The sequence below is a fragment of the Labrys wisconsinensis genome, from assembly GCF_030814995.1.
Taxonomy (GTDB): Bacteria; Pseudomonadota; Alphaproteobacteria; order Rhizobiales; family Labraceae; genus Labrys; species Labrys wisconsinensis.
The window spans coordinates 202,539-217,471 of sequence record NZ_JAUSVX010000007.1 but is presented as its reverse complement, the minus strand read 5'-3'; the positions used below and the strand labels follow the sequence as shown (position 1 = coordinate 217,471).

14 protein-coding genes and 1 tRNA gene are annotated in these 14,933 nt (G+C 69.8%); 9 read left to right on the top strand and 6 right to left on the bottom strand.

Features of this window, described 5'->3' with window-relative positions:
- Window positions 1–123: 123 nt before the first annotated feature.
- Genes QO011_RS19685 through QO011_RS19670 form a run of 4 tightly spaced genes read right to left on the bottom strand, consistent with a single transcriptional unit; the run spans window position 124 to window position 4,325 of the window.
- Complete coding sequence (locus QO011_RS19685) at window positions 124–1,488, bottom strand: DUF58 domain-containing protein (RefSeq protein WP_307275286.1); 1,365 nt, start codon at window positions 1,486–1,488, stop codon at window positions 124–126.
- Window positions 1,485–2,441 (bottom strand): AAA family ATPase, encoded by a 957-nt coding sequence (locus tag QO011_RS19680; protein ID WP_307275284.1) that lies wholly within the window; start codon window positions 2,439–2,441, stop codon window positions 1,485–1,487. Before QO011_RS19680 ends, QO011_RS19685 begins: the two co-directional genes overlap by 4 nt.
- Window positions 2,410–3,654, bottom strand: a complete 1,245-nt coding sequence (locus QO011_RS19675) for a hypothetical protein (protein ID WP_307275281.1) — start codon at window positions 3,652–3,654, stop codon at window positions 2,410–2,412. The genes QO011_RS19680 and QO011_RS19675 overlap by 32 nt, the downstream gene beginning before the upstream one ends.
- Complete coding sequence (locus tag QO011_RS19670; RefSeq protein ID WP_307275279.1) at window positions 3,654–4,325, bottom strand: DUF4129 domain-containing protein; 672 nt, start codon at window positions 4,323–4,325, stop codon at window positions 3,654–3,656. Before QO011_RS19670 ends, QO011_RS19675 begins: the two co-directional genes overlap by 1 nt.
- Window positions 4,326–4,522: 197 nt before the next feature.
- On the opposite strand from QO011_RS19670, the gene QO011_RS19665 reads away from it, so the two are divergent.
- Entirely contained in the window at window positions 4,523–4,753 is a 231-nt protein-coding gene (locus QO011_RS19665; protein WP_307275277.1) for a type II toxin-antitoxin system Phd/YefM family antitoxin, read from the top strand.
- 244 nt (window positions 4,754–4,997) lie between these two features.
- Complete coding sequence (locus QO011_RS42535) at window positions 4,998–5,150, top strand: PIN domain-containing protein (RefSeq protein ID WP_370881983.1); 153 nt, start codon at window positions 4,998–5,000, stop codon at window positions 5,148–5,150.
- Between the two features lie 342 nt (window positions 5,151–5,492).
- Here QO011_RS42535 and QO011_RS19660 read toward each other — a convergent pair.
- Both QO011_RS19660 and gph read right to left on the bottom strand, forming a co-directional pair.
- Window positions 5,493–5,567: transfer RNA gene (locus tag QO011_RS19660), tRNA-Val, on the bottom strand.
- 41 nt (window positions 5,568–5,608) lie between these two features.
- Complete coding sequence (gene gph / locus QO011_RS19655) at window positions 5,609–6,289, bottom strand: phosphoglycolate phosphatase (protein ID WP_307275275.1); 681 nt, start codon at window positions 6,287–6,289, stop codon at window positions 5,609–5,611.
- 146 nt (window positions 6,290–6,435) lie between these two features.
- On the opposite strand from gph, the gene QO011_RS19650 reads away from it, so the two are divergent.
- The 7 genes from QO011_RS19650 (at window position 6,436) to QO011_RS19620 (ending at window position 14,931) form a co-directional block, all read left to right on the top strand.
- Window positions 6,436–6,792, top strand: coding sequence for a hypothetical protein (locus QO011_RS19650; RefSeq protein WP_307275272.1), 357 nt, complete (start codon window positions 6,436–6,438; stop codon window positions 6,790–6,792).
- Window positions 6,793–6,870: 78 nt separating this feature from the next.
- Complete coding sequence (gene rpiA / locus QO011_RS19645) at window positions 6,871–7,569, top strand: ribose-5-phosphate isomerase RpiA (protein ID WP_307275270.1); 699 nt, start codon at window positions 6,871–6,873, stop codon at window positions 7,567–7,569.
- Window positions 7,570–7,586: 17 nt separating this feature from the next.
- The gene (locus QO011_RS19640) at window positions 7,587–8,129 is read left to right on the top strand and encodes a DUF2059 domain-containing protein (RefSeq protein ID WP_307275269.1); all 543 of its coding nucleotides are present in this window, start codon (window positions 7,587–7,589) and stop codon (window positions 8,127–8,129) included.
- A 69-nt stretch (window positions 8,130–8,198) separates the two neighbouring features.
- Complete coding sequence (gene gor, locus QO011_RS19635) at window positions 8,199–9,551, top strand: glutathione-disulfide reductase (RefSeq protein WP_307275268.1); 1,353 nt, start codon at window positions 8,199–8,201, stop codon at window positions 9,549–9,551.
- A gap of 134 nt (window positions 9,552–9,685) precedes the next feature.
- Entirely contained in the window at window positions 9,686–12,001 is a 2,316-nt protein-coding gene (locus QO011_RS19630) for a caspase family protein (protein WP_307275266.1), read from the top strand.
- A gap of 226 nt (window positions 12,002–12,227) precedes the next feature.
- A complete protein-coding gene (locus tag QO011_RS19625; protein ID WP_307275265.1) occupies window positions 12,228–13,613 on the top strand; it encodes a class II 3-deoxy-7-phosphoheptulonate synthase in 1,386 nt (461 codons plus the stop codon).
- Between the two features lie 121 nt (window positions 13,614–13,734).
- The gene (locus QO011_RS19620) at window positions 13,735–14,931 is read left to right on the top strand and encodes a glycine C-acetyltransferase (RefSeq protein WP_307275263.1); all 1,197 of its coding nucleotides are present in this window, start codon (window positions 13,735–13,737) and stop codon (window positions 14,929–14,931) included.
- Window positions 14,932–14,933 lie beyond the last annotated feature (2 nt).

Genomic DNA, 14,933 nt, shown 5'->3' with positions numbered 1-14,933 from the left:
GACACCATCGGAGATCTGCCCACCACACCCCATCCGCCGGCCTTCGGCCGGCACCTTCCCCACTTCGTGGAGAAGGCTTGACCTGCGCCACATCCTGCTTCGCCCACCCTTCCCGTCCCGCCCTCACATCAACCCCCTCTGCTTGATCGCCAGGTAGCGGTTGAGCAGCCCGGCGGAGACATGGCGGGCCGGCGCGTCGAGGCAGTGGACGCCGAGCCGGGCGATGCGCTCCAGCACGATCGAGCGCTCGCGCTGGAAATCGTGCGCCACCACCGCCTGCGCCACGGCGGAGAAGCGTTCGGGCGCCGCCGCGATCAGGCGGGCGGCCATCGGATCCTGCAGCGTCACGAAGACGACGACGTGGCGGCGCGCCATGCGGGTGAGGCTCTCGAGCAGCAGCTCGGCCGAGATGGTGTCGACGAACTCGGTGAACAGCACCACCAGGGTGCGCCGGTTGAGCCGTGCCTCCAGCTCGGCGAGGCCGAGCGTGAAATTCGTCTCCTCGGTGCGATAGGCCAGGCCCGCGCCGGCGCGCTGCAGCCGGGCGAAATGCGGCATGCCGCCGGCGGGCGCCAGGAACTGGCGCGCCCGCGCGTCGAAGCCGTAGGCGCCGACCAGGTCGCCGCCGCGCAGCGAGATCCAGCCGAGCAGCAGCCCGGCCTCGATGGCGTGGTCGAGCCGGGCCACGCCATCGATCGGCTCCAGCATGAGATGGCCGGTGTCGAAGGCCAGCATCACCGGGTTGTTGCGCTCGGTGCGGAACTCGCGCGTCAGGAGCTTGCGGTGCTTGGCCGAGCGCTTCCAGTCCATGAAGCGATGATCGAGGCCGGGCGCATATTCGCGCAGGGTCTCGAACTCGGCGCCCTCGCCCTTCTGGCGCTGCACCTTGGCCCCGAAGATCGAGTCGCGGTCGAAGAACTGCAGCGCCGCGCTCTGGATGCCGCGGATGTCGGGCACGACATCGATGCTGCGGCCGATGGCGACGCGCTTGCGCCCCTCGGCCAGGCCCATCGGGCCGCGCCAGCGCGCCCAGACCGCGGCGAGCTCGAGCCGGCCGCGCCGACGGGCGAGAAGCTCGATCTCGAGCGTCAGCCGGCCGGCGGCCGAGACGCCCGCGGCCGGCTGCGGCTGCGGCGCGTCGCCGACGAGCTCGCACAAGGCCTCGAAGCGGATCGGCTCCGGCCGGCCGCCGGCGTCGATGTCGAGCACCAGCGTGCCGCTGCGCCCGACATAGAGCCGCTCGGGCGCGAAAGCCGCGATGCCGACCCGGCGCGGCCGCCGGGTCATCGCCGCGTCGATGCCGATCGCCGCCAGCGCGAACAGGGCATAGGCCACCGGCAGGATCCACAGCGAGGCGTTCCAGGTCAGCAGCAGGAAGCCCGGCGGGATGCCGGCGGCGAGCACCAGGGCAGCCCGCGGCGTCGGGCGGATCGCCCCGCGATCGGCCGAGCCGATCGTCGCGCCCGGGCTTTCGGTGCTTGCGCTCACCGCGGCGCCACCGTCTGGTCGAGGATCTCGCGCAGCACGCGGTCGCTGGTCAGCCCGTCGATCTCGGCATTGGGCGCCATGACCACGCGGTGGCGCAGCAGCGGCAGGGCCAGCGCCTTGACGTCGTCGGGGATGACGAAGTCGCGTCCGTTCAGCGCCGCATAGGCGCGCACCGCCGCCGCCATCATGGTGGCTGCGCGGGTCGAGGCGCCGGTCTCGATCGCCGCGTGCTCGCGCGTGGCGCGGATGACGTCGACGATGTAGTCGACCAGCGCGTCGGTCAGCCGGATCCCGGCCGCCACGGCCCGCGCCTGCGCGAGGCCGGCGCGGTCGGCCACGGCCGCGAGCCCGAAATCGGCGAGGTCGGGCATGGCGGAGCGGTGGCCGTGGCGGGTGACGATGGCGCGCTCCTCGTCGCGGTCGGGATAGCCGAGCTTGATCTTGAACAGGAAGCGGTCGAGCTGCGCCTCGGGCAGGGGATAGGTGCCCTGCTGCTCGATCGGGTTCTGCGTGGCGATCACCATGAAGGCATCGCCCAACGGATGGGTCTCGCCGTCGATGGTCACCGCGCGCTCGTTCATCGCCTGCAGCAGCGCCGCCTGCGTCTTGGGCGGTGTGCGGTTGATCTCGTCGGCGAGCAGGATCTCCGTGAAGATCGGCCCGCGGGTCAGGACGAAGCTGTTGGTCTGGAAGTTGAACAGGTTGGTGCCGAGAATGTCGCCCGGCATCATGTCCGGCGTGAACTGCACCCGCCCGAACCTGAGCGACAGCCCGGCGGCGAAGCACTGGGCCAGCAGCGTCTTGCCGGTGCCCGGCACGCCCTCGATCAGGATATGCCCGCCGCAGAGCAGGCTGGTCAGCATCAGGTCGATCGCGCCCTCCTGGCCGACGATCGCCTTGCCGACCTCTGTCCTGATGCCCTCAGTGACGGAGCGGATGTGCTGCAGATCCATCGAGGATATCCCCTTTCCAGCGGTGCAGGTCGCGGACCGCCGTGAACAAGCCGGTGAGGCCGCGCGCGCCGCCCGGCAGGGCGTCGATGCGGGCGATGATGTCGCTGGCGCGCAGCCCGACGCCGCGGGCTGCGCCGATGCGGTCGAGCCAGGCGGCGAGGCCGGGCCCGTCGAGACTAGCCGGCGCGTGCAGCTGGCGGCCGGCGTCGGCGAGGGTGATGCGCGCGTGGCGCCGCAGCACGTGCTCCTGGTGGCCGGCATAGTCGAGCAGGGCGGCGGCGTTGGCGATCAGCGCCGCCTTGCCGAAGCGCAGGGCCGGCGGCGCCGTCTCCGGCGGCCCGAAGCGCGCCATGGTGGCGCCGAGCAGCAGGGCGATGGCGACGAGGGCCTGCAGCGTCAGCACGGAATAGGGGAAGGTCACGAGCAGCGTCAGCGGGCTCTCCGGCGCGCCGGCGATGCCGTGCACCGCCTCGTCGAAGACGATGCGGTCCTCGCCCCTGTCGCTGACCGCCTCGATCATGGCGACGACGAACCCGGGATTGCCGGCGAGCGCCAGGCCGTGGTTCTCGATCGGCTCCGGGTCGGACAGCACGAAGATGCGCCGGTTGGCGTTCTCGACCTTGCCGAGCAGGATGCCGTCGGCGCTGGCGAGGATCGGGGTGATGTTCGGGCTCTTGAGGAGCTGCACCGTGCCGGAGAAGCGCGGCGCCGCCCCGAGCTCGTCGACCGTCCAGGGGCCGGCCGGCTTGTCGCGCAGCACCTCGGCCTTGCCGTCCACCAGGCGGATCGCCGCCAGCGCCGCGTCGGGCGGCAGCGGCTCGATCGCCCCGATCCAGTCGGGCCGGTCGTCGGCGCGCGTGCCGCGCCATTTCGGCAGGACCAGCAGCAGGTCCCGCGCCAGGCTCGCCCGCAGCGCGTGGTCGCCGGCGAGGAAGAGCGGATCCGGCTCCGCCATGATGGAGACGTCGCCGGAGCCGGTCCCGCCCGAGGCGCCGCCGCGGTCGCGCGCCACGTTGAAGCCGAGCCGCTTCAACGTCTCGTAGAGACCGGCATGGCCGATGGCCGAATGCGAATAGGTGCTCGGCCGCACCACGTTGCCGATGCCGTTCTCCCCGCCGCCGCGAGCCGCGAGGAAGAAGGACAGGGCGAAGACGGCGATGGCCGCGCCCGCCAGCGCCGTCAGGATGCGGCCGGAGAAGGGCGAGGCCTGCATCAGGCCGGCCCGGCGGAGGCGAGGGCGCCGGTCAGCGCCTCGAAGCTGCGGCGGCAGGCCTGGTAATCCTCGGCCGCCACGGCGTGGCTGCCGAAATAGGCGCGCTCGACCCGCTGCACCAGGTCGGCGAAGCCGGCTCGCCCCGCTTCGGGCAGGCGTACATGGCGCAGGATCTCGCGGCTGGTCAGCGAGGCGGCGAAGCTGACGTTGAGCCGGCGGCGCATCTCGGCGAGGCCCTGCAGCAGCAGCACGTGCATGGCCTCGGCGATGCGGCCCTGGCGATAGAGCGCGTCGGCCTCGAGCTGGGCCTCGTCCATGCGCTCCACCGCCGCATCGCGCGGTGGAGGCGCCGCCGCGTCGGCCTTGAGGCTGCGCGAGCGGCTGAAGCCCGGCAGGCTGTCGCGCATGGACCAGACGATCAGCGCCGCGCCGATGATGACCGCGCCCCACAGGATCAGCCGTGCCACATCGGGCGGGATGTGCCAGGAGAAGCCGAACGGATCCGGCGCATCGGGCGGTGCCGGCTTCGGCAGGCTGGTCTGCAGGTCGAGGCTGCGGGCGACGGCCCGGGCGACCGCCTCCGGATCGGCGGCCCAGGCATTGCCGGCCGCGAGCCAGAGCAGGGCCGCCGGCCCGGCCAGCCATCGGCGCCGCGCGCGCCCTTCCGGCATGATCTCACCCCCTGCGGTCGCACGGCGCATGCGGCCTGCGGCACCCCCGTTCGGGCCGATCATGGACCGGAGTGGGGGCCGATGGGAAGTGCCCCCGGGTTCACGATCGAGGGTTGCAGACTTGCTCTTCCTTCGGTTCTGGCCTCGACGATCACAGGATGGCATTAGCTAACTCAGCCACAACTGGAGAATGCCCCATGCAGGTCACCATCCATGCTGCGAAGACAAACCTGTCGAAGCTGATCGATGCGGCGCTGTCGGGAGAAGAAGTCATTCTGGCCAAGGGCAAGAAGCCGGTCGCCAGGATCGTCCCGATTCCCCAGACCCGCTTCCGGATCTGGCTGCTCGAAGGGCAACTCGCCGGGCCGGGGCCGGATTTCTTCGAGCCGATGGGTGAGGACGAGCTCGCGCTCTGGGAAGGGCGGTGACGACGGCCGTCCTCCTGGATGCGCATGCCTGGGCCTGGTCCTTGAGCCCGGACGCCCGCTTGTCCCACAAGGCGGTCGCCTTGATCCAGCGGGCCGAGGCGATCTTCGTCAGCCCGATATCACCCTTCGAAATCGGCCAGAAAGTCCGCATCGGCAAATGGCCGCAGATGCAGCCCTTCGTTTCACGCCTGGTCGACCTGCTGGCCGAGCAGGGCGGAAGGGGCGCGGCCCTTATTCCTGACATATGCCTGGCCGCCGCGACCCTCGAATGGGACGCGATCTCTTCGACAGGATTCTGGCGGCAACGGCCATCCACCGCGGGCTGCCCCTGGTGTCGGCGGATCCGGTCTTCGATCAGCTCGCAAACCGTAGCGATTGGGTGGCGCGGCTCTGGTAGGCTGCTGTGTCCAGCAGGCCGACATCGGGAGCGGGCGGAGAAACGAGGCTGGAAAATTAACCACTGCGCGCGATGCTCTCGGTGCGCAGGAGCGCGGGACGGAACCGCCCGCGACGGCACCGCCGGGCTTCCCGCGCGCGGCATCGGATTCAGTGAGTTGCGTCGATGATGTTCGTCGCCGTCTGGCTGGTTGCGGCAGCCGGGATCGCCCTCGTGGCGACCGGTCATGTTCTGATCATGCGCCACTGGGACCATCGCGGCTGAGGCCGGAGCTTCTTCGCCGGCAATGCCTTCGCCAGGATCGCGAGATCCGACGTCTGTCATGATGGTCGGAAGTCCGAATGGTGGGCGCGACAGGGATTGAACCTGTGACCCCTCCCGTGTGAAGGGAGTGCTCTCCCGCTGAGCTACGCGCCCCCTTGGGGGAGCGCGCTATTTGGATCGGCGCGGCCTCGCTGTCAAGCGCCGAAGCGCGCGGCGATGGCGCGGATCGTGTGGTCGAGCTCGGAGAAATGCGAAACCACCGCGTCGGCGCCGAGCTCGCGCGCGGGGACGTCGGTATAGCCGAAGTCGACGCAGATCACGGGGATGCCGGCATTGCGCGCGGCGCTGACGTCGGTGATGGAATCGCCGACCATGACGGCCCTGGCCGGATCGCCTCCGGCCTCCGCGATGGTCATGGTGAGGTGGCGCGCGTCGGGCTTGCGCCAGGCGAAGGCGTCTCCCCCGCACACCGCCTTGAAGGAGCCGGCGAGGCCGAGCTCCTCGACCAGCTTGCGCGAGTGCCAGGTCACCTTGTTGGTGCAAACCGCCAGCACGTGGCCCTCGGCCTGGAAGCGCGCCAGCGCCGCCTCGACGCCGTCATAGGGGCGGCTGTGCTCGGCGAGGTGCTCGGCATAATGGTCGAGGAAGTCGCGGTAGAGCTCGGCCATGTGGCCCTCGTCGATGGTGCGGCCGTTGGCGGCGAAGCCGCGCTCCAGCAGCACGCGGGCGCCGCCGCCGATCAGGGCGTTGGCCTGCTCCAGCGGCAGGGGCGCGGCGCCCTCGCGCGCCAGGATCATGTTGAGCGTCGCCATCAGGTCTGGCGCGGTATGGACCAGCGTGCCGTCGAGGTCGAAGACGAGGGTGAGGGCACGCATGCGGATTTCTCTTCGGGAAAGGTGGGAAAGACTCGCTTCTATCCTTGCCGAATTGCCGCGGCTGTGACTACTCGGGTTCGTGCGCCGAATTGCCGCCCTGTTTCGCGTTCATGTCTCCCGCCCGAATCGCCCACAAGAGCCGTTCGATGAGAACCCGCCGCCTGCTCCCCCTCGTCCTTTGCCTCGTTCCGCTGCCGGCCCTCGCCGGCCAGTTCAACTTCGTCGCCGCGCCCCAGAAGGATCTCAACCGGATCTATCGGGTCGACCGCGTCACCGGCGAGGTCGGCGCCTGCCAGTACGGCGTCAAGGAGGACAATACCGGCGTCACGCTGTGCTTTCCCGCCGGGGACGGGGCGGGCAAGCAGGACCCGGGCGACTACATCCTGATCGCCTCCAACCACGAGAAGGAAAGCGCGGTGTTCCGCGTCGACCAGCGCACCGGCTCGATGAGCGTGTGCTATGTCTGGAAGGAGCAGGTGATCTGCACCCCGCCGGGGCGCTGAGACGCCCGGCTGCGAATCCTTGATGCAAACTGCGGCGGAGCCGCTATAACGCGCCGTCTGCAGAGGATTTGCCAGCCGATGTCAACCGACGATCTCAAGCGTGAAGCCGCTCGCGCCGCCCTCCGTCATGTCGAGGACGGCATGCGGCTCGGCCTCGGCACGGGATCGACCGCCGAGCACTTCGTCGACCTCCTGGCCGAGCGCGTGCGCGGCGGCCTCAAGGTGACCTGCGTGTCCTCCTCCGAGCGCACCCAGGCCCAGGCCGAGCGGCTCGGCATTTCGCTGACCACCCTCGATGCGATGCCCGAGCTCGACCTCTATGTCGACGGCGCCGACGAGATCGGCCCCGGCTTGTCGCTGATCAAGGGCGGCGGGGGGGCGCTGCTGCGCGAGAAGATCGTGGCGAGCGCCGCGCGGCGGATGATCGTCATCGCCGACGAGTCCAAGCTCGTCCCCGTGCTCGGCGCCTTTCCCCTGCCGATCGAAGTGGTGCCCTTCGGGCTGGAGGCGACGCGCATCGCCATCGTCAGGCTCGCCGGCCGCCTCGGCCTCTCCGGCCTGATGCTGGTGCGCGGCGCCACCAACGGCCATGTCTTCGTCACCGATGGCGGACACCGGATCCTGGACTGCCATTTCTCGCATATCGACAACCCGGCCGAGCTTGCCGCCGGCCTCACCGCCATTCCCGGCGTCGTCGAACACGGTCTCTTCCTGGGCCTGGCCAGCGCGGCATGCGTGGCCGGCCCCGGCGGCGTCCGTGTCATCGACCGGGCCTGAATCCGATGGAGCACCTGATGACTCGTTTCGCGTTGCATTGCGCCGTGGCCCTCCTGGCCGTCTCGGCCATGGTCACGTCCGTATCGGCGCAGGAGGCGGCGCCCGCGGCGCCTGCCGCCGCCGCGCCGGCGACGCCGCCGGCCGCGCCCTCGCACACCGCCGCGGCCGTGGCCTTCCTCAAGGCGGCCCAGCTCACCAAGGGCTTCGAGGAGATGATCCCCGCCTTCGCCGACCAGGTGCGCCTGCGCTATGTCGGCCAGCGCCCGGAGGTGGCCGACATCATCAACGACGTCACCATCTCGCTGATACCCGAATTCGTGAAGCGCCAGGACGACCTGGTGACCGCGCTCGCCAAGCTCTACACCGATCGCTTCAGCGAGGACGAGCTCAACCAGCTCACCCAGTTCTACCAGACCCCGCTCGGCACCAAGCTCGCCGCCACCCAGCCCGCCATCCTGCAGGCCAGCGTGCCGATCGTGCAGGAATGGAGCCGCAAGCTCACCACCGACATGGCGGTGCGCATCCGGGACGAGGTCAAGAAGAAGGGCCCGCAGCTCTGAGGGCCTGACCCGCCGGCGCCCGCCCGCCCGGCATTCCCGGCGGGCCGTCCATACACCCGAGCAGGAGCCATGGCCCGCTTCGACCTCGACCTCTTCGTCATCGGCGCCGGTTCGGGCGGGGTGCGCGCGGCGCGGATCGCCGCCGGCCACGGCGCCCGGGTGGCGGTGGCCGAGGAATACCGCGTCGGCGGCACCTGCGTCATCCGCGGCTGCGTGCCCAAGAAGCTGTTCGTGCTGGCGAGCCGCTTCGCCGACGCCTTCGCCGATGCGGCCGGCTTCGGCTGGAGCGTGCCCGAGCCCAGCTTCTCCTGGCCCGACCTGGTGGCGGCCAAGGATCGCGAGATCGCCCGGCTCGAGGGCATCTATGCCGCCAACCTGGAAAAGGCGGGCGTCGCCATCCATGCGCAGCGCGCCGAGATCGAGGATGCGCACACCGTCCGGCTCGGCGACGGCAGCAGGATCACCGCCGGGCGCCTGCTGATCGCCACCGGCGGCCATCCCGTCCGCCCGCACCTGCCGGGCGCCGAGCGCGCCATCACCTCCAACGAGGTGTTCCACCTCGAGCGGCTTCCCGAGCGGATGGTCGTCGTCGGCGGCGGCTTCATCGCCGTGGAGTTCGCCTGCCTCCTGCAGCGCCTTGGCGTCGCCGTCACGCTCGTCTATCGCGGCGAGCTGATCCTGCGCGGCTTCGACCACGAGCTGCGCCGCCACCTCGCCGACGCCATGGCGGCGGCGGGCGTGGAGATCCTCTGCGGCACCGACGTCACCGCCATCGAGGACGGCCCGGCGGGCCACCGTGTGGCGCTGACCTCGGGCGCGGTGCTCGACGCCGGCGTGGTGATGTTCGCCACCGGTCGCCGCCCCAACACCGCCGGTCTCGGCGTCGAGCGCGTCGGCGTCATGCTGGACGCCGCCGGCGCCGTGGTGGTCGACGCCGCGTCCAAGACCACGGCGGAGACTGTCTGGGCGGTGGGCGACGTCACCAACCGCATCAACCTGACCCCGGTCGCCATCCGCGAGGGCCACGCCTTCGCCGACACGGTGTTCGGTGGCAAGCCCTGGACGGCGGACCATGTCGGCGTGCCGAGCGCGGTGTTCGCCACGCCCGAGCTCGGCACGGTCGGCCTCACCGAGGAGCAGGCGCGCGCCTCGCACGGCGCCGTCGACATCTACAAGACCTCGTTCCGCGCCATGAAGGCGACGCTGTCGGGCAGCGGCGAGCGCGTGTTCATGAAGCTGGTCGTCGATGCCAGGACCGACCGTGTGCTCGGCGTGCACATCCTGGGAGAGGGGGCGGCCGAGATGGCGCAGCTCCTCGCCATCAGCGTCAAGATGGGCGCGACCAAGGCGGATCTCGACGCCACGATGCCGCTGCATCCCACGGCCGCGGAAGAGCTTGTGACTTTGCGCACGAAGCAGTAACGGCCGCCCCTTTTCGGCCGCGTTAACCTCTCGTCAAGCCTCGGGGCCGGGGGTAATGTTCCCACCGTTTCAGCGGCCCGGGACCAAGCGTGGTATCGAGGCCGCACAGACGGTCGACCCCCAGGGTGAACGCCATGAAGTTCGCGACGCGCTTGACGGTGGCTTTCGCATTCCTCGCATTGGTGGCAGCGCCCGGCAGCGCGCTCGCCGACAAGCGGGTGGCACTCCTGATCGGTAATGCCTCCTATACCGCGGTCAGCCGCCTGACCAACCCGCCCAACGACGTGGCGGCGATGAAGGCGGCGCTCGAGACGGCCGGCTTCGACAAGGTCGACACCGCGCTCGACCTCGGGCGCGAAGCCATGGTGCGCACCCTGCGCACCTTCGAGGACGAGTCCACCGACGCCGACATCGCCGTGGTCTATTATTCCGGGCACGGCATGGAGATGAACGGCGAGAACTTCCTGGTGCCGGTCGACGCCAAGCTCAACTCCGACCGGGACGTCGAGGACGAGGCCGTGTCGCTCGACCGCGTGCTGCGCTCGATCGACGGGGCCAAGCGCCTGAAGCTCGTCATCCTCGATGCCTGCCGCAACAATCCCTTCATCCCGAAGATGGCGCACACCAAGGCCAACCGGGCGGTGGAGAGGGGCCTCGGCCGGGTCGATCCGCAGGGGGCCGACACGCTGATCGCCTTCGCCGCCAAGGCCGGCACCGTCGCCTCCGACGGCGACGACCAGAACAGCCCCTTCACCGCCTCGCTCGTCAAGCGCCTGATCGAGCCCGGCGTCGACATCCGCCTGGCGCTCGGCAATGTCCGCGACGACGTGCTGGCGGCGACCGCGCGCCAGCAGGAGCCCTTCGCCTACGGCTCGCTCGGCGGCGGCACCATCATCCTGTCCAAGCAGACGGTGGTCATCCAGCAGACGATCATCCAGCCGCAGACCAACACCACCCCGCCCAACACCGCCGTCAATTCCTGCACCGATGCGGCGGCGCATTGGGCCGAGGCGCAGAAGTTCGACCGCATCGAGCTCTACGAGCGCCATCTGCAGCTCTTCGGCAATTGTGCCTTCGCCGATTTCGCCAGGCTCAAGATCGAGGACAAGAAGCGCGAGAAGGAGCAGCAGGAGAAGCTGGCGGCGGTGACGCCGGTGCAGCCGCTGTTGTCCGGCACCACTCCGGTGACCGAGTGCGACCGGCTGGCGGCCGAGCCCGGCGACGCCGACCGGGCGGCGACCGGCATCAATTTCGACGACATCGATGCGGCCGCCGCGGTGACCGCCTGCCAGAACGCCATGGCGCAATATCCCAGCGCCGGGCGCCTGCCCATGCAGCTCGGCCGTGCCCTCTACAAGCTGCAGCGCTATGCCGAGGCGGCGACCGCCTGGCAGAAGGGCTCCGATCTTGGCAGCCTGGCCTCGACGAACCACGTCGCCATGGCCTATCGCGACGGCGAAGGCCTGAAGAAGGACGGCGCCGAGGCCGTCCGCCTGTTCCAGGTCTGCGCCGACAAGGGCTTCACCGAGTGCCAGAACAATCTGGGCTACCAGTACGACATCGGCGACGGCGTGCCCAAGAACGACGACCTCGCCTTCAAGTACTACAAGCTCGCCGCCGACCAGGGCCAGGGCCTCGCGCTCAACAATGTCGCCGTGATGTATCGCGACGGCCGCGGCGTCGAGAAGGACCAGGCGAAGGCGGCGCAGCTGTTCCTGGAATCGGCCAAGCAGAACATCACGCTCGCCTACCGCAATCTCGGCTTCGCCTATCGTGACGGCGAGGGCGTGACGCCGGACCAGGCCGAGGCCAATCGCCGCTTCAAGGTCTGCGCCGACCGGGGCAATTCCGATTGCCAGCTCAATCTGGGCTACCAGTACGACATCGGCGCCGGCACGGCGGTGGACAAGACCGAGGCGGCCCGTCTCTACAAGCTCGCCGCCGACCAGGGCAACGCGCTGGCCATCAACAATCTCGGCACCATGTACAAGGACGGCCTCGGGGTGCCCAAGAACCCGAACGAGGCGTTCCGGCTGTACAAGATCTCGGCCGACCGCGGCGAGGCGATCGCCTTCTACAATCTCGGCCTGATGTACAAGGACGGCATCGGCACGGGCCGGGACGACACCGAGGCGATGCGCCTGTTCCGCCAGGGCGCCGACAAAGGCAACACCGATGCCATGTACCAGGTCGCCTACATGTATTCGGAGGGCCGCGGCGCCGCGCGCGACTTCGACGAGGCGGCCCACGCCATGGTTCAGGCCATCGCGGCCGGCAACGCCTTCAGCCTCAAGGAGATGACCACCAACTTCAAGCCCTGGGGCGTGCCCTTCCGCAAGGCGATCCAGCGCGAGTTGCAGTCGCGCGGCGCCTACAGAGGCCCGATCAACGGCGTGTTCGGCAGCGACACCCTCTCCGCGCTGCGCAGCCTGCCGGGCCAGAGCGGCTGAGGACGGCATCCAGGGCATGGACGCATGAGCCTCCGCGCCATGGACGGGACGATCCCCGTCCATGGCGCGGTTCATGCGTGAGGGCGACGATCGCGTCCGCGCTCGCTCGCATGCCCGCATTGCGCCGCTGGCGTTCCGCCGCGCCCGCGCGTATAACGCGCGCCTTCGTCGGGATCATCTCGCCGAAAAGGAGGCGCTGAGAGCGCGCAGGCAAAGGAAGAGTGTCATGTCCGAGCGTTGGACACCCAAGAGCTGGAGACAGAAGCCGATTCAGCAGGCCCCGTCCTTTCCGGACGCGAAGGCGCTGGCAGATGTCGAGGCCACTCTTGCGACGTTTCCACCGCTGGTTTTTGCAGGCGAGGCCCGCAAGCTGAAGCGCGAACTGGCCAAGGTCGCGGCGGGCGAAGCGTTCCTGCTTCAGGGGGGTGACTGCGCCGAGAGCTTCCTCGAGCACCGCGCCGACAACATCCGCGATTTCTTCCGCGTCTTCCTGCAGATGGCTGTCGTGCTGACCTTCGCCGGCTCCTCGCCGGTGGTGAAGATCGGCCGCGTCGCCGGCCAGTTCGCCAAGCCGCGTTCCTCGCCGGTGGAGAAGATCGGCGACGTCGAGCTGCCGGTCTATCGCGGCGACATCATCAACGGCACCGAGTTCACGCCCGAGGCGCGCATTCCCGATCCGCGCCGCCAGCTTGAGGCCTACCGCCAGTCGGCGGCGACGCTCAACCTGCTGCGCGCCTTCGCCACCGGCGGTTACGCCAACATCGCCCATGTGCACCAGTGGATGCTCGGCTTCGTCAAGGATTCGCCGCAGAGCCACAAGTACCAGGCGCTGTCGGACCGCATCAGCGAGGCGCTCGACTTCATGCGCGCCTGCGGCATCGATCCGGAGCTGCATCCGGAGATGCGCACCACCGACTTCTACACGAGCCACGAGGCCCTGCTGCTCGGCTTCGAGGAGGCGATGACGCGCGTCGATTCGACCTCGGGCGACTATTACGACACGTCCGGCCACATGATCTGGATCGGCGATCGCACCCGCCAGCTCGACCATGCCCATGTCGAGTTCTTCCGCGGGGTGAAGAACCCGGTCGGCCTCAAATGCGGCCCCTCGCTGAAGCCCGAGGAGCTGATCAGGCTGATCGACGTGCTCAACCCGGACAACGAGGCGGGCCGGCTGACGCTGATCACCCGCTTCGGCCAGGGCCGGGTGTTCGACAACCTGCCGGGCCTGATCCAGGCGGTGAAGCGCGAGGGCCGCGCCGTGATCTGGTCGTGCGACCCCATGCACGGCAACACCATCAAGGCGGCCAACGGCTACAAGACCCGGCCCTTCGACGCGATCATGTCCGAGATCAAGGACTTCTTCGCGGTCCACGAGGGCGAGGGCACCTATGCCGGCGGCATCCACCTGGAGATGACCGGCAAGAACGTCACGGAGTGCACGGGCGGCGCCCGGGCGGTCTCCGAGACCGACCTCGCCGACCGCTACCACACCCATTGCGACCCCCGCCTCAACGCCGACCAGGCGATCGAGGTGGCGTTCCTGGTGGCCGACCTCCTCAAGAAGGAGCGCTCGGGCAAGGAGCGGCGGACCATCATCGCCGCGGAGTGACCGCGATGCCGGAGCGCGGCGGCGTTCCGGCATCGCCCCATCGCAATTTGGCATGGCGGCGGGATTTGTGGTCCCGCCGCTTTTCTTCTACGCCTGGGCGGCCCGATGCACGGAGGCCGCCATGTCCCTGATCGACCATGTCCGCCAGACCCTCGTCGAGATCGAGGCCGAGGGCCTGTTGAAGCGCGAGCGGGCGATCGCCACGCCCCAGCGCGCCCGCATCGAGGTCGAGGCGGACGGCCGGCGCCGGCCGATGCTCAACCTCTGCGCCAACAATTATCTCGGCCTCGCCGACAACCCGCAGATCATCGCCGCCGCCAAGGCCGCCATGGACGAGCTCGGCTTCGGCATGGCCTCGGTGCGCTTCATCTGCGGCACGCAGACGCTGCATCGGACCTTGGAGCAGGCGATCGCCCGCTATCTCGGCAAGGATGACGCCATCCTGTTCGCCGCCTGCTTCGATGCCAATGGCGGCGTGTTCGAGCCGCTGCTCGGGGCGGAGGACGCCATCGTCTCCGACAGCCTCAACCACGCCTCGATCATCGACGGCGTGCGCCTGTGCAAGGCCAGGCGCTACCGCTTCGCCAATGGCGACATGGACGATCTGGAGACGCAGCTGAAGGCGGCGAAGGCCGACAATGCCCGCCACATCGTCATCGCCACGGACGGCGTGTTCTCGATGGACGGCTACCTCGCCGACCTTGCGACCGTCACCGATCTCGCCGGCCGCTACGGCGCCAGCGTCCTGGTCGACGATTGCCATGCCACCGGCTTCATCGGCGAGAAGGGCCGCGGCACGCCGTTCCGTGCCGGCGTCGCCGACAAGGTCGACATCCTCACCGGCACGCTCGGCAAGGCGCTGGGCGGGGCGATGGGCGGCTATGTCGCCGCGGCCCAGCCGATCGTCGATCTGCTGCGCCAGCGGGCGCGGCCCTATCTCTTCTCCAACTCGCTCGCCCCGCCGGTCGCCGCCGGCTCGCTCAAGGCGCTGGAGCTGGCCGAGGCGGGCGAGGACCTGCGCGCGCGCCTGTTCGCCAACACGAAGCGCTTCCGGGCCGGTCTCGCCGCCGCCGGCTTCGAGCTGCTGGAGGGCGAGACGCCGATCATCCCGGTGATGCTGCACGACGCCCGCCGGGCGCAGGACATGGCGCGGGCGCTGGACCAGCGCGGCGTCTACGTCGCCGGCTTCTTCTTCCCCGTCGTGCCGAAGGGCCGGGCGCGCATCCGCACCCAGATGTCGGCCGGCCTCGGCGAGGCCGACATCGACTTCGCCGTCGAGGCGTTCACGGAAGCGGGCAGGACGCTGGGGCTGGTGTAGTC

What these genes read in the sequence shown, in the direction of transcription:
- QO011_RS19680 (WP_307275284.1), bottom strand. Translation starts at nt 2,441, where the DNA reads ATGGATCTGCAGCACATCCGCTCCGTCACTGAGGGCATCAGGACAGAG.
- QO011_RS19675 (WP_307275281.1), bottom strand. Translation starts at nt 3,654, where the DNA reads ATGCAGGCCTCGCCCTTCTCCGGCCGCATCCTGACGGCGCTGGCGGGC.
- QO011_RS19670 (WP_307275279.1), bottom strand. Translation starts at nt 4,325, where the DNA reads ATGCCGGAAGGGCGCGCGCGGCGCCGATGGCTGGCCGGGCCGGCGGCC.
- QO011_RS19665 (WP_307275277.1), top strand. Translation starts at nt 4,523, where the DNA reads ATGCAGGTCACCATCCATGCTGCGAAGACAAACCTGTCGAAGCTGATC.
- QO011_RS42535 (WP_370881983.1), top strand. Translation starts at nt 4,998, where the DNA reads ATGCCTGGCCGCCGCGACCCTCGAATGGGACGCGATCTCTTCGACAGG.
- gph (WP_307275275.1), bottom strand. Translation starts at nt 6,289, where the DNA reads ATGCGTGCCCTCACCCTCGTCTTCGACCTCGACGGCACGCTGGTCCAT.
- QO011_RS19650 (WP_307275272.1), top strand. Translation starts at nt 6,436, where the DNA reads ATGAGAACCCGCCGCCTGCTCCCCCTCGTCCTTTGCCTCGTTCCGCTG.
- rpiA (WP_307275270.1), top strand. Translation starts at nt 6,871, where the DNA reads ATGTCAACCGACGATCTCAAGCGTGAAGCCGCTCGCGCCGCCCTCCGT.
- QO011_RS19640 (WP_307275269.1), top strand. Translation starts at nt 7,587, where the DNA reads ATGACTCGTTTCGCGTTGCATTGCGCCGTGGCCCTCCTGGCCGTCTCG.
- gor (WP_307275268.1), top strand. Translation starts at nt 8,199, where the DNA reads ATGGCCCGCTTCGACCTCGACCTCTTCGTCATCGGCGCCGGTTCGGGC.
- QO011_RS19630 (WP_307275266.1), top strand. Translation starts at nt 9,686, where the DNA reads ATGAAGTTCGCGACGCGCTTGACGGTGGCTTTCGCATTCCTCGCATTG.
- QO011_RS19625 (WP_307275265.1), top strand. Translation starts at nt 12,228, where the DNA reads ATGTCCGAGCGTTGGACACCCAAGAGCTGGAGACAGAAGCCGATTCAG.
- QO011_RS19620 (WP_307275263.1), top strand. Translation starts at nt 13,735, where the DNA reads ATGTCCCTGATCGACCATGTCCGCCAGACCCTCGTCGAGATCGAGGCC.